Here is a 12,569-nt window from a genome sequence, read left to right as displayed (position 1 = left end):
TCTGGCGGGGTCAGCTGGGATTGTGGTCCGGGACCGGATCGTCTTGCGGCACGGGCGGCTCCGGGTGGTGGTGGGGCTGGCCGGGCTGCTTCTGTGACTGCGGCTCAGGCTCATCCACGGGCGCAGGATCAGGCGCGCGGTGGGCGTAAATGACAGGCGATGACAATGCTGGGTCCATAGTGGCGCTCCAAGACAAATCATAATGACAACATAGCACATTCACCCGAAATCGCGAGGACCAACCCTGGGGTCAGACGTGCATTGATGCGTTTCACCGGTGGGGTCAGACGTGCATTGATGCATTCATTTTCGCCAATTGCCCTCTCGCAGCAGGCAAAAGCAGCCGGCCTGGCGTAGTCGTAGCAAAAATTTCCGTCTTTCTTTAACCAGCATGGCACCGGCAATCCGAAGAAATGCCGTCATAAAAGGCTTTTTGTCGCTTGCAAGGCAGCGAATGCACGAATGCACGTCTGACCCCGCGCCGCGGAAAAAGTGCATCAATGCACGTCTGACCCCACTGTGGTACTCTGTTCGCCGTTTTGAAACGGGCTCGCGAGAAATGAAAAAGATCGCCGTGGTCGGCGCAGGCATTACCGGGGTGACGACGGCGTATGCGTTGTCGAAGCGGGGATTTGAGGTCACGCTGTATGACCGGCAGCGCTATGCGGCCATGGAAACGTCGTATGCCAATGGCGGCCAGCTGTCCGCCTCCAATTCTGAAGTGTGGAACCACTGGGCTACCGTCGCCAAAGGCATCAAATGGATGTTCACCCAGCAAGCCCCCTTCCTCGTCCACCCCGCCCCCACGTGGCACAAGCTTTCCTGGTTCGCGCAATTCCTGGCCGGCATTCCCCGCTACCGCGATAACACGGTCGCCACCGTACGCATGGCCATTGCCGCCCGCGAGCACCTGTATGCCTGGGCCGAGGAAGAAGGCATAGAATTCGACTTGCGCCGCCAGGGCATCTTGCATATTTACCGCGACAAGCCAGGCTTTGAACGGGCCCGCGCTGTCTCGCAAGTGCTGGCCGAAGGGGGACTGGAACGCCGCCCCGTCGCGCCGGATGAAATGCGCGCCATCGAGCCGACATTGCACGGCCAATACTATGGCGGCTTTTACACGCAAACCGATGCCACCGGCGATATCCACAAATTCACCACGGGCCTGGCTGCCGCCGCGCTGCGCCATGGTACAGTGACCCGCTATGGCGCCGACGTGGCCGATGTCCGCGCCGATGGCCATGGCGCCACCATTGCCTGCCGCATCGATGGCAACACCGTACAAGAGCGCCACGACGCCGTCGTCATTTGCGCCGGTTCCTTCAGCCGCGCACTGGCGGCCCGGCTGGGCGATCACGTCAACGTGTACCCCGTCAAAGGGTATTCCGTCACCGTGCAACTGGACGATGCCGCCAGCCAGGCTGCCGCTCCCAATGCCAGCCTGCTCGACGACGCCACCAAAATCGTGTGCAGCCGCCTGGGCGCCGACCGTTTCCGCGTGGCCGGTACCGCGGAGTTTGCAGGCTATAACCGCGATATCCGCGCCGAGCGCATCGCGCCGCTGATGGACTGGATCCACCAGTGTTTCCCGCAAGTGGAAACCCGCCGCGTGATCCCGTGGACGGGTTTGCGTCCCGTGATGCCGGACATGATGCCCAAAGTGGGCCGGGGCCGTTCTCCCCGCGTGTTTTACAACACGGGCCACGGCCACCTGGGCTGGACCCTGTCCGCCGCGACAGCGGATATGGTGGCGCAGTCGGTTATGCAGGCAGGCCGTGGCGTGTGAAGTAAAATCACGGCTTTCATCAATAAGCGCCTGACTGTATGGATATCACGACCCTCGCCCTCCTGATGCTGATTCCGCTGCTGATGTGGCGTATTTATGCACGGGTCAAGCAAATGCTGGCTCGGCAGCAGTCGCTGATCTGGCGCCACTGGATGTCGGCCGTGTTCTTTCCCCTGTTCCTGGCGTGGATGGCGCTGACCATGGCGGACAATATTCTCGCCGTCTCGTGCCTGGGCGCCGGTGCGCTGGCCGGCGCGTGGGCCGGACACTTTTCACTGAAAGGCACGCGCTTTGAATGGTATGGGCCGCGCGTCTACTTCACGCCGAACATGCGCATTGCACTGGTTGTGTTCCTGCTGTTTGCCGGCCGCATCGTGTACCGTGGCGTGGAAATTTACCTGGGCAACCACATGAGCGCACAGGAATTGATGTCGCAAAAAGACTTCGTGCAAAGCGCGGGCACCGTGCTGCCGCTGGGTTTGATGCTCGGCTATTGCGCGTCATTTTCTATCGGCATGATCCGCTGGCGCAAAGCCCATCCCGCCGACACGGGACCGGACCTCGCGTAATCACATGACGCTGGCCAGCGCTTCCCGCATGGCCGGATAGCGGAACGTAAAGCCATCTGCCTGCAATCGCTGCGGCACGACTGCCTGCCCCTCCAGCAGTAAATCCGCCTGCTCTCCCAGCAGCAGCCGAACGGGCCAGCCCGGCGTCGGCATGAAGGCGGGGCGGTGCGCGACACTGGCTGCGATACGGCTGAATTCTCCCTGCGAAACAATGTGCGGCGCCGTGAAATTCCAGCCGCCGCTGACGTCGGCGCCCCCGCTGCACTGCTTCCACAAGTGCGCCATGCCACGCACGATGTCGTCCACATGGATCCACGACAGCGCCTGCCGCCCGCCGCCCAGCGGGCCGCCCATACCCAGTTTAATCGGCATCAGCATCATCGGCAGCGCGCCTTGCCGGCCCACGACCAGGCCGAAACGCATGCAGGCCACCTGCACGCCATACGTTGCCGCCTTGCGCGCCGCCGCTTCCCATTCCTGGCACAGCTGCGCCATGAAAATATCTTGCGGCGGTGCGGCTTCACTGAGTTCTGTTTTATCGTCCTGCTGCTGAATGCCGTAATAGCCGATAGCAGATGCATTCAGCAGCAGCCTGGGCTTGTGCTCCGCCTGCGCCATCCACGCCACCAGCCGCTCCGTCAATGCCACGCGGCTGGCGCGCAACGCCGCTTTGCGTTGGGCGCTCCAGCGCCAGCCAAGGATGCGGGCGCCCGCCAGGTTGATGACGACGTCGATGTGCTCAGTCTTCGCCAATTCCCCCATGCCCGCGATGCAGCGCACCTTGCCGTCAAAACGCCACGCCGCCTGTCTGGTACTGCGCGTCAGCACCGTCACCGTATGACCTCCGCGCAGCAATGCCGCCACTACGTGGCCTCCAACAAAGCCCGTTGCCCCGGTCACCAATACATGCGCCGGCGGCAAATCAAACACGGGGGGCACAGGCCCGTTTTCAATACGCGCCAGCGCCCGCGATGCCAGCGCATCGCGCATACCGGACAGCCCGACACCGATACCGCACAGCGCGAGGAAAGCACTGAGCCAGCCATGCGTGCGCCACACCAGCGCAGTCGGCTCTGCAAACCAGGCCGGCGTATTCAACGCCAGCAGCGTAATGAAGGCGCCGCCATTGATTGCCAATATCGTATGCGTCACGCGTTCCGTGGCAGGCAATAAGCGGGTCTGGTCTTCCGTCACGAAATCCCACAACGTCAGCACAATCTCGACGCCAAATACGGCCAGCAATGCCACCGCCCACCAGCCATGCCACGCAAAGCATGCCAGGCCGAGAAACAGCACGGAATAAAACAGCGCCCGCACCGCATGAATCGCCAACTCCTTGCGCGCACCAGGCTGCTGCGGCAGTGCTTCCGTCAATTCATGGTGATAGACCGTATCAAACGCGCCCAGCAAACCCTGCGCGGCCATCAATTGCAATGCCAGTACGTGCGTATTCATGCTGCCCTCCGGTCCATGCGCCACAGCCACACCATCGGCGGCAGCATCGTCGCGGCAGCAAACAGATCCAGCCACACGTTGGCCATCACGCCTGCCCGTGCCGACAGCAGCATATCTTGCGGCGCCCACAGCACGATTCCGGCCATCAGCCATACCCAGACTGCAGCGCTGCGCTGGCGGTGGCCGATGTGCACCAGCGCGAACATCCACAGTCCGACGCTTTGCATGGTCGGACCAAACAGCGCCATCCACCATGCCTGCTGCACATGTGCGGCAGCCGGCGCGGCGCCCGGCCAGAAGCCTGCCGCGATGCTGCGGTGATACTCATCGAGGAAGGACAAACCCGATACCCACGGCAGCAAGACACCCGCCAACAGATGCGCCAGTGCGGCGCCATACAGCCAATACACCAGCCAGCGCCGCGCAGCCGGCTCGCGGTCTATCGATCGGGTATTCATGGCCGCTCCCATTTGCACACGCCATCCGTGCACGGCGACTCCACCGTGTATCCGAGCCAGCCGGAAATACGATACCGGTGCAAAGCAAATATGCGGTACAGCGCAGCCAGCACAGGATGCAAGGGCTTCACACGCAGCAACAGGACACGCCACCCCTGCCCTGCCAGCGTATAGGCGGCTTCAATGCAGTCGACACCCACCAGCAAGCGGCCATCGGCAGTCATGCCGTGCAACTCCCGGTCCAGCGCCGCCATCGTCACACCCAACGGCGCCGGGTCAAATCCATCGCCGCGTATATCCATGAAGGCCAGTGCGCCATGGCGATTCCAGGAGCGCAGTTGCGCCATCGACGCCGCACAAAACGGGCAGGCGCCATCGAAATACAAAGTCAGCCTGGGCGTATCCATGATTACTCTTCCTTATCGTCCGGCCCCAGGAAGCGGGCAATCTTGCCGCCCATTTTCAACAGCTTGAGCATGGTGGCCGGTGGAATGTGCTTGTAATCGTCATAGCTGGCGCCCAGCATTTCCATAAAGCCCAGCACATCGTTCATGCGCTTGCGGGTGGCGTCATCGAGCGCCGCATCGGATTCCGCTTCGATCGAACATTCGCGCAGCACCGTCAAGGTCGGGTCGATTTCACGCCGCTTGCGCTCTTCCACGATGACGCGGAAGATTTCCCACACATCTTGAAGCGCGACGAAATGGTCGCGCCGGTCGCCCATCACGTGGCTGACTTTGACCAGCCCCCAGCTTTGCAATTCCTTGATGCTGTTGCTGACGTTGGAACGCGCCACCCCCAGGGTTTCCACGATGTCTTCCGCATTGAGCGGCGTATTCGACAAAAACAGCAGCGCATGAATTTGCGCCACCGTACGGTTCACGCCCCAGCGCGTACCCATCTCGCCCCAGTGGAGAATGTACTTTTGCATGGTCGGGCTCAGCTGCATGGGGTTTTCCTTTATTTCTGTCATTACAGAAATTAAAGATTAAATTGAAGCCTGTGTCAAGGAGCATAAAAAAGAGGGCAAATCAGGGGGCAGCCCTATTGCCATTGCATCGTTGCAATACACAGATAGGCAGCGCCTTCATTGGTTCTGATCAAACTCCAACAAAATTTAACGGCATACGATTTATTTCAACGCAGTGTTTTAACTTAACCAATAACCGGGGGAAACAAGGCACGGTCACAATGAAAAACAGCGGCAGCACGACCTGGACTGCCGGGACGGAATACAAACTCGGCTCACAAAATCCTCAAGACAACTCTACATGGGGTGGACGGATACTGCTGACAAGTTCCGTTGCGCCGGGAGCGCAGTACGCGTTTCATTTTCCCGTCACCGCCCCACCGGCCGCCGGTACGTATAACTTTCAGTGGCGCATGCTGCGTGAATACGTTGAATGGTTCGGCGCCACCACACCCAATGTGGCGATCGTCGTCAGCGCATCGCCAACGGCGGCGGTCGTGACGTATTTTCATAACGATGCCGCTGGTACCCCAATGCTGGCGACAAATGCATCCGGCGCCGTGCTATGGAAAGAAACGTATCAACCCTATGGGGAGCGGATTGTTCACAGTCCGGCCAGCGCCAGCAATGCGTTATGGTTTGCGGGACGCCCCTACGATGAAAACGCAGGCTTGAGCTATATGGGCGCACGCTACTACGACCCGCTGCTGGGGCGCTTCGTTGGCGTCGACCCGGTGGAATTCGAACCGAAAAACGTGCACGGCTTTAACCGCTACGCCTATGCCAACAACAACCCTTATAAATACGTCGACCCGGCCGGGGAGAGTCCGGTAGACCTCGCATTTCTCGCCTTTGATCTCGGCAAACTGGGCATAGCCCTCTATACTGGGGTGGGTATCAGCGCCGCAATCGTCGATGTCGGGCTGAGCACGTTTGGAGTGTTCAACCCTGTGCCGCTTACTGGACAAGCTATGAAGGCTGCCATCGCTGCGGAGAAGGCCGTGGAAGTGGCGAGGATTGCAGGAAAAGAGACAGCAGTCGCAAAAGACTTTTTCGCCGGTAGTAAATATACGGACAAGGTGCTGGGCCAAATAAAACAGAGAGATCTGCATGGCTTCCCTGAAAGCGTTAAAGGTTTTCAGGAAGCTGGTCAACAATCCAAAGTCCGCGGTGGAGACGGTGTTGTTCGCGACATGCTCACAATTCCCGGTGAATATAGAGGCAGAGAAGGTTTCTTTGAGTTCATCAAAGAAGCGGATGGTACGATCAACCATCGCTTATTTAGACCTTTACCAGGGCAATGATATGGAAAATATTTGGTCAAGCAAGATTGACGCGATCTTGAGCGTCGGCCACTCCTTAGAACGTATTGGAGTGCGCAATTGGGCACTAGAGCGGGAAGCTGCATTGAAAGCATTACAGCAGCTGTCAGCTATCGGAGTTGCAATTCTTGGCGGTGACGTATATGTGGTCCAAGGTGAGAATATCGAACCGAACTATGACAATTGGTATTGCAACCGTGAAGCGGAAGAAAATGAAGCAGACTTTGTTGCGCGCAGTGTTGCCAAGGCTCAGCGCTACATCGTGAATTATCTGACGTCGGCGAACAATGTACTTTTTGCAATTGTGCCGAACACGTAATTCTAATCTAAGCCTTAGCTCATCTCCTCACGCTAGCCGCCCGCCGAACAGGCAGGCGGCAATCATCAAGCAGCAGCCTTATCGCCACCACTGCGCCGTTGCAGCACAAAGATCGGCTGCGCCCACTGCGTGTCTTTTTTCTTCTTGCTGGTAATTAAGGTCAGCTCGGAAGGGTCGTACACATCCGTGTTGTGCGTCAGCGGCGTCGTCATCAGGTATTGCGCGTCCGTATTCTTCAAGAACTCGCCGACCAGCTGGATGTTACGGATATCCAGGTGGGCAAACGGTTCGTCAATAAACACGAAGCCGCCGGAACCGTCTTCCGATTTTAAGAGGCCAATGAGCAGCACCAGCGACTTCATCACCTGCTGGCCGCCGGACGCTTCGCCGTCATTCATGCCGATCGGCCCCTTGCCATCAAACTTGAAGCGCACGTGCAGGCCGGCTTGCGCCAGCAGCAAGTCGTCGTTTTCCAGTTTGACCGGGTCCGTCGTCACATCAATGTTGGCCAGTTCACCCAGCTCCTTGATGTTTTTGCTGTATTGCTTGATCGTGTAGCGTAGACGCTCAATGTACGCGCCACGCGCATTGGTGGTGGCTTCGATCGCGCGGTTGTTCTGGTAGCGGCGCTCGTCCGTTTCATCCGCGCGGATTTTCAACTGCTCGCTCAAGCGCGCATACTGGTCGATCACCGTCGCATCCAGCTCCCAGTCGCCACGCGCCAGGCTGTTTTCCAGGCTGTGGATACGCAGCGCCACCTGGTGCGTATTCTGATGTTCCTGCACCAGACGCGCGCGGCGCGACGGACGGCGCCAGCCGGACGGCAAATGCTTCCACTGGCGGCGCAATGCCATCAGCGCTTTGGCGTGTTCAGTGCGTTGTTCCAGTACCTTCTTGTGGTTCATGCGCAGACCCGCTTCCGCTTCCGACAAGTTGAAGCGGGCGTTTTGCCACGTGGTGTCGGCGCGGGTACGCGCCACGGTGGCGTCCTTGATCAAGCCTTGCAGCTCGCCCAGGCGCGCGCCGACTTCCAGGCGCTCGGAACGCAGAGGCACGGCGCTGTGCGCCGCTTCGTCGAATTCCGCCATGCGGGCCGTCAATTCCTTGGCCGCATCCACACCGGCCAGGCGGGCGCGCAATGCCGACACTTCCGACGCCAGCTTGCTGATGGTCAGCGTAAAACTGTCTTCCTGCGCTTCCAGGTTCGGAATGCCTTTCAACAGCGCTTCCATACGCTGCGTACGGCCGGCCGAGCCAAAGCGGTAGCGCGATGCTTCCACGAACAGCGAGCGGCCGCCGCGGCGTTCCTTGTGGTACGCATCCGGCGTGATCCACTCTTCCACATTGCCCATGCGCGCGCCTTCCTCAACGGAGTCCACGCGGGTAATGCGCATCAGCTGTTCGATCAGCCAGCCCGGCGCCTTGTCCGTGAAGCGCACCACCGACATCAGGCTGTCGCCCTTGGTTTCCGGCGCCGTGATCAAGTCCGGCACGATAAAGTGGCGATAACGTTCCTTTTCCGCCAGACGGTAGGCGGCAGCCGCATCGGACGGTTTATCAAGCAGCACGACGGACGCATAGCCGCCCAGCACACCTTCGACCGCGCCCTGCCAGCGCGGGTCCGTCACTTCGACGATATCGGACAGCATCGCGTGGCCGATGCCCGCATCGTTCAATGCGCGGCGCATGGCGCGCACATTGTCCGGCTCCGGCATGGCGGTCTTGCCTTGCAGCGCGGCGATGGTGGCCTTGTCGGCAGCGATACGGCTGGTGATGGCTTCGCGGGCCGCCTTTTGCTTGGCCAGTTCCGCTTCCTTGGTTTCCAGCTGCGCGGAGACTTCCGCAATGTCGGCGCCGGCGTCGGCCGCCAGCTTTTGCAGGCGGGCTTTTTGTTCCAGCAGGCTGTCCAGCGGCTTCAATTTCGCATTCAGCGCGGCCAGTTTGCTTTGCAGCGCGGTGGACTCCTGCTCCAGCACGGTTTCATGCTGCTGCGCTTCCTGCAGCATCTTGACCTGGATCGCCAGCTGCGCGCGCTTGTCCGCCAGTTGCTGGTCGGCCTGCAGCAGCGGCTTGCGCGCTTCGCGCAATTGGCGGCTCGTGTTGGCAGCCTTTTCGCGCGCTTCGTGGTATTCCAGGTTCGGCAGGATTTCTTCCTGCAGGTTGCGGCGCTCCTTGTTCAGGTCTTCCCACTGATGGTAGTTGGCCACGCGCAGGCGCAAGCCTTCCAGGTTCGTCTTCGAACCTTCCAGTTCCGCTTCGAAGCGTTTTAATTCCTGCTCGGTGTCGCGCTGGTGGCGCTTCGCTTCATCGTACGCGTCCAGCACTTCCTTGTCGCCAAACACGGAGAACACCAGGTCCAGCAACTGGCGCGGCGCGTATTCGCACAGCTTGTCCGTCTCGCCCTGTTCCAGCGCCAGTACTTTCGCCATGGCGGGCGACAAGCCTGCCGCCGCCAAACGCTTGCGGTACGTTTCCACGCCCAGCCAGTCGGTGGCGTCGGTGACTTCTTCAATTTGCACATTCCCCGGACGCATCAGGTACTGGCGCTTCCAGTCGCCGCCGTTTTTCTGCACCTGGCAGAACAGCGTCACTTCATCTTCTGCAAAGAAACCGGAACTGCGGAACGGGCGGTTCGACAGCTGGCGGCCCATCGGGCTGTTGTCGACCACGGAACGGATCCACGCGGTCTGCTGGCCAGAGTGGCGCGCGTAATGCTTGTACGTGCGGCCCATCGAGCAATCCAGGCCGAACAGCGTGCGCATGGCGTCCAGCAAGGTGGTCTTGCCGGAACCGTTCTGGCCCGCGATAGTGATGATCTTCGCGTCGAGAGGAATATTCTTGATGCGCTGCCAGTAATCCCAGTGGACCAGCTCCAGCGATTTAATATGAAACATTGCTTAGTCCCGCTTGAATTGTTCGAATGGCCAGGCTGGATTCACCCCAGGCGGCAACTCGTCGTCTTTCTGTTCTTTCGAGGCTTTCGGAGCCCGTGGCGCTTTGGCTGGTTTGGCGGTGGGCGCCGGCTCGGCGGCAGGCGCTTCATCAGCTTGCGCTGCTACGGCGGCCGCGCCAGGCGTCCCGGCTGCCTCGGCAACCGGTGCAGCGGCTTCCGGCGCCGCATCAGTTGCAGGCGCCGCATCAGTCGCAGGCGCCACCTCCGGCGCCGGGGCCACGTCCGCCGCCGGCTCCACTGCAGCGGCGGCAACCACTTCCGGCGCCCATTCAGCATCCGCGGCTGGCGCAGCGTCAGCCGACACCTCGGCGTCAACAGCAGCTTCAGCCACCGGGGCAGCGTCATTGGCAGGGTCCGTGCCACTCACCGGCGCAGTGTCAACAGCCACGGCGGCGGCAGGCGAGCTTCCCACAATCGCATCCAATTCCGCCGCCAGCGCCGCAACGGCTGCCGGCATGACGGGCGCTTCGGCCACAGCCACCGGCGCGGCCACGTCAGCGGCGTCCATCGCCTCCGCAGCCGCATCTGCCACTGCTTCCGCCGCCGCGCTTTCCACCGCCTCTTCCACCGCCACGGCCGCTGCCGCTTCGGCCAGCGCCGCACGCGGAATGTGCACGACTTGCGTCGGACGGCGCTTGAACACGTCCGCCAGCGCGCCATTGACGATGCGCTCCTTCAGCAAATCCGTATCCATCACCAGGTCCAGCAGCGGGCCTTCAAAAATCACTTCGCCACGGCGCTCAATGAAACCCAGCTTCGACAAGATACCGAGGTTCATGTCCATCCGCGTCTTGCGGCCCAGCTTGTCGCCGAAGTCCGCCAGCAGCGCCTTATAAGGAATGCCGATCGACGTGTCTTCCGCGCGTGGCAGCGGCTTGTCGACGCCGAACATGTCGTTCTGGTCATCGTCCGCGTGCTGATGCGTTTCCTGGCGTTCGCGCTTGGGCAAGATAATCTGCGCCCACAGCACCACCAGCAGCGCCACGCCATCGCGGGCCAGGCCGAAGTTATTGTTTTGCCAGACGTCTTTGGCGCCAAACACTTTCGGTTCAATCTCCCGCGTCAACGCCAAGGTCACGTGGTCGGCATACACGTTGTCGAGCAGGCGCATGCCGCAGGCCAGCAAGCGCTGGTCCACTTCGGCGCGGAACAGTTCATCCGACAGCGCGCGTTTGACCAAACGGTCATCGCGGCGCAGGGTCTGGTGCGTCAACAGGCGCGAAATCAGGATCTGGGAATCGTCACTCATTATCTTTGTTCTCTTTGTTGCCCACTGCCAGGTCCATGTTCTGCGACAGCACAGCCATCTTCTCGGCCATGCCATCCGGCAGCGGCGCCGCGTTCAGCGACAGCGTCGCAACCGACATCCCGGCCACTTCCGGGTCGTCGAGGTACACCATGTCATCGGTCGGCGTAAACGTCACCGGCAGGCGCGCCAGTTCGGCGGTGGCGCCTTGCAGGTTGGCTTCGGCCGCATCGCCCAGCAGCGGCAACAGCGACGCGCGGTACGATGCAACGGCGAAGCTGGCCGGCAGCACGGATTCGTGCACCGGCACGGATTTCGGCGCTTCCTCTGCCACACTGGGGAAATTGCCCAGTGCAGCGAAGTCGGACAGGCGCGCGATCCAGTCATTCAATTCCTGCTGCATGGCCGGGTTGTCATTGATGGTGGTCGGCGCATCTTCACCGGTCGGCAAGCCGTTTTGCACCACGCCGGCGCGGTCTGCCAGCAATTCCGTTTCCGCCACGTCGATCATTTCGGCAGGGGTAATAAACAGCGGCACCACCGGCTGGTCGATGGCATCGACGGCCAGTTGCGCCAAATCTTCATGTTCCAGCAGCCAGCGCTTGATGTCCGTGGTGGACAGGCCGGACTGGCCCAAATGCACGCGCTGGCGCTCAATCTGGTTCAGCGCGCGCGAGAACATGCCCTGCATATTCAACAGCGCGCTCTGGGCGCGGCCAATCGCCTGCGCCACGCGGTGCGTGGATGCATCCGCGTTTTCATCGGACGTGATGGTGCGCAGGATTTCCGACCCTTTTTCCACCCAGTCGCACGCCATGTGCCACTTGGCCTGCGATTCGCGCAGGCGGAATTCGGAGCCGGACGCAATCGCGTCGCGGAATTCTTCCGTCAATTCGACCAGACGGCCCAGCAAATGCTGCAACTGGTCGGCCGTCACGCCGCCCACGGCTTGCGCGCCGGCCACTTGCGACAGCAGGAAGCCCATTTCCGCGTCATCTTCTTCTTTGCCGAGGTTCAGCAGGCTGTCCAGCGCCGCCAGCACGTTGCGGGCTATCGGCGTCACGCGGTACACGCCCTGCTGCGCATCCCATGCCAGCAACTGGTTCGAGCGCAGGCGCATCAGCACGGTTTCCAGGCTTTCCGGCAGCAGGTAAGCGAGGCGGGTATTGATGTCGGCACGGGTGAACGACGAGACGCTGGTATCGGCAGCCAGCTCGCGCAGCACCAGCAGGCGCACTAACACGCCTTCGAAGCCGCCGTGGAACAGCGCTGTAAACACTTGCAGCAGCGGCTGCGCACGCTTCAGGTGGTAAACCTGTTCGATTTCATCAGCCGCAATATGGGGCTGGAAATGCGCCTGCAGCGCATCATTCTGCTCTTGTTCAGAGGGATTTGATGCTGCTCCCGCTTCCAAAGCCAGGGCAGCGCTTGCCAATATGTCGTTCATGCTGATCCGGAGTTGCCATTTTTATCACACCGCAAAGGCAATGC

Annotated in this window: 11 protein-coding genes and 1 pseudogene; 4 read left to right on the top strand and 8 right to left on the bottom strand. The window is 60.8% G+C overall.

All coding sequences use genetic code 11. The annotated features are described in order from the left end of the window. Positions 1-10: 10 nt before the first annotated feature. Positions 11-178 carry a hypothetical protein gene (locus tag GM668_RS30610; RefSeq protein ID WP_170305786.1) on the bottom strand — a complete coding sequence of 56 codons (168 nt, stop codon included), beginning with the start codon at positions 176-178 and terminating at the stop codon, positions 11-13. A gap of 381 nt (positions 179-559) precedes the next feature. Here GM668_RS30610 and GM668_RS23625 point away from each other — a divergent pair, with 381 nt between their 5' ends. Continuing rightward, positions 560-1,786, top strand: coding sequence for a D-amino acid dehydrogenase (locus tag GM668_RS23625; protein WP_155441423.1), 1,227 nt, complete (start codon positions 560-562; stop codon positions 1,784-1,786). Between the two features lie 38 nt (positions 1,787-1,824). After that, positions 1,825-2,355 (top strand): CcdC protein domain-containing protein, encoded by a 531-nt coding sequence (locus GM668_RS23620; protein WP_155441422.1) that lies wholly within the window; start codon positions 1,825-1,827, stop codon positions 2,353-2,355. On the opposite strand, the gene GM668_RS23615 is transcribed toward GM668_RS23620, so the two are convergent. The 4 genes from GM668_RS23615 to GM668_RS23605 are packed head-to-tail and all read right to left on the bottom strand — an operon-like array spanning position 2,356 to position 5,217. Beyond that, entirely contained in the window at positions 2,356-3,810 is a 1,455-nt protein-coding gene (locus tag GM668_RS23615) for a TIGR01777 family oxidoreductase (protein ID WP_155441421.1), read from the bottom strand. After that, positions 3,807-4,268: a cell division protein gene (locus tag GM668_RS31315; RefSeq protein ID WP_229499794.1), complete on the bottom strand. Its 462-nt coding sequence runs from the start codon at positions 4,266-4,268 to the stop codon at positions 3,807-3,809. Before GM668_RS31315 ends, GM668_RS23615 begins: the two co-directional genes overlap by 4 nt. Next, complete coding sequence (locus tag GM668_RS31310) at positions 4,265-4,675, bottom strand: thiol-disulfide oxidoreductase DCC family protein (RefSeq protein WP_229499792.1); 411 nt, start codon at positions 4,673-4,675, stop codon at positions 4,265-4,267. The genes GM668_RS31315 and GM668_RS31310 overlap by 4 nt, the downstream gene beginning before the upstream one ends. A gap of 2 nt (positions 4,676-4,677) precedes the next feature. After that, entirely contained in the window at positions 4,678-5,217 is a 540-nt protein-coding gene (locus tag GM668_RS23605; RefSeq protein ID WP_155441420.1) for a GbsR/MarR family transcriptional regulator, read from the bottom strand. Positions 5,218-5,315: 98 nt separating this feature from the next. Here GM668_RS23605 and GM668_RS30605 point away from each other — a divergent pair, with 98 nt between their 5' ends. Next, entirely contained in the window at positions 5,316-6,542 is a 1,227-nt protein-coding gene (locus GM668_RS30605; protein ID WP_170305785.1) for an RHS repeat-associated core domain-containing protein, read from the top strand. Between the two features lies 1 nt (position 6,543). Further along, on the top strand, positions 6,544-6,879 hold the full coding sequence (gene imm40 / locus GM668_RS23595) for an Imm40 family immunity protein (protein ID WP_170305784.1): 336 nt from the start codon (positions 6,544-6,546) through the stop codon (positions 6,877-6,879). A gap of 65 nt (positions 6,880-6,944) precedes the next feature. Here the strand turns inward: imm40 and GM668_RS23590 are convergent, their stop codons facing one another. From GM668_RS23590 to GM668_RS23580, 3 genes and pseudogenes are all read right to left on the bottom strand, one after another. Further along, positions 6,945-9,773: an ATP-binding protein gene (locus tag GM668_RS23590; protein ID WP_155441418.1), complete on the bottom strand. Its 2,829-nt coding sequence runs from the start codon at positions 9,771-9,773 to the stop codon at positions 6,945-6,947. 591 nt (positions 9,774-10,364) lie between these two features. After that, positions 10,365-11,081, bottom strand: a pseudogene (locus GM668_RS23585) (hypothetical protein); the annotation flags it as partial. Then, positions 11,074-12,525 carry a hypothetical protein gene (locus GM668_RS23580; protein WP_229499790.1) on the bottom strand — a complete coding sequence of 484 codons (1,452 nt, stop codon included), beginning with the start codon at positions 12,523-12,525 and terminating at the stop codon, positions 11,074-11,076. The gene GM668_RS23580 and the pseudogene GM668_RS23585, both read right to left, overlap by 8 nt. Positions 12,526-12,569 lie beyond the last annotated feature (44 nt).

Source organism: Pseudoduganella ginsengisoli, from assembly GCF_009720865.1.
Classification (GTDB): domain Bacteria; phylum Pseudomonadota; class Gammaproteobacteria; order Burkholderiales; family Burkholderiaceae_D; genus Rugamonas; species Rugamonas ginsengisoli.
This window is presented reverse-complemented; position numbering and strand designations above follow the sequence as displayed.

What these genes read in the sequence shown, in the direction of transcription:
- GM668_RS30610 (WP_170305786.1), bottom strand. Translation starts at nt 178, where the DNA reads ATGGACCCAGCATTGTCATCGCCTGTCATTTACGCCCACCGCGCGCCT.
- GM668_RS23625 (WP_155441423.1), top strand. Translation starts at nt 560, where the DNA reads ATGAAAAAGATCGCCGTGGTCGGCGCAGGCATTACCGGGGTGACGACG.
- GM668_RS23620 (WP_155441422.1), top strand. Translation starts at nt 1,825, where the DNA reads ATGGATATCACGACCCTCGCCCTCCTGATGCTGATTCCGCTGCTGATG.
- GM668_RS23615 (WP_155441421.1), bottom strand. Translation starts at nt 3,810, where the DNA reads ATGAATACGCACGTACTGGCATTGCAATTGATGGCCGCGCAGGGTTTG.
- GM668_RS31315 (WP_229499794.1), bottom strand. Translation starts at nt 4,268, where the DNA reads ATGAATACCCGATCGATAGACCGCGAGCCGGCTGCGCGGCGCTGGCTG.
- GM668_RS31310 (WP_229499792.1), bottom strand. Translation starts at nt 4,675, where the DNA reads ATGGATACGCCCAGGCTGACTTTGTATTTCGATGGCGCCTGCCCGTTT.
- GM668_RS23605 (WP_155441420.1), bottom strand. Translation starts at nt 5,217, where the DNA reads ATGCAGCTGAGCCCGACCATGCAAAAGTACATTCTCCACTGGGGCGAG.
- imm40 (WP_170305784.1), top strand. Translation starts at nt 6,544, where the DNA reads ATGGAAAATATTTGGTCAAGCAAGATTGACGCGATCTTGAGCGTCGGC.
- GM668_RS23590 (WP_155441418.1), bottom strand. Translation starts at nt 9,773, where the DNA reads ATGTTTCATATTAAATCGCTGGAGCTGGTCCACTGGGATTACTGGCAG.
- GM668_RS23580 (WP_229499790.1), bottom strand. Translation starts at nt 12,525, where the DNA reads ATGAACGACATATTGGCAAGCGCTGCCCTGGCTTTGGAAGCGGGAGCA.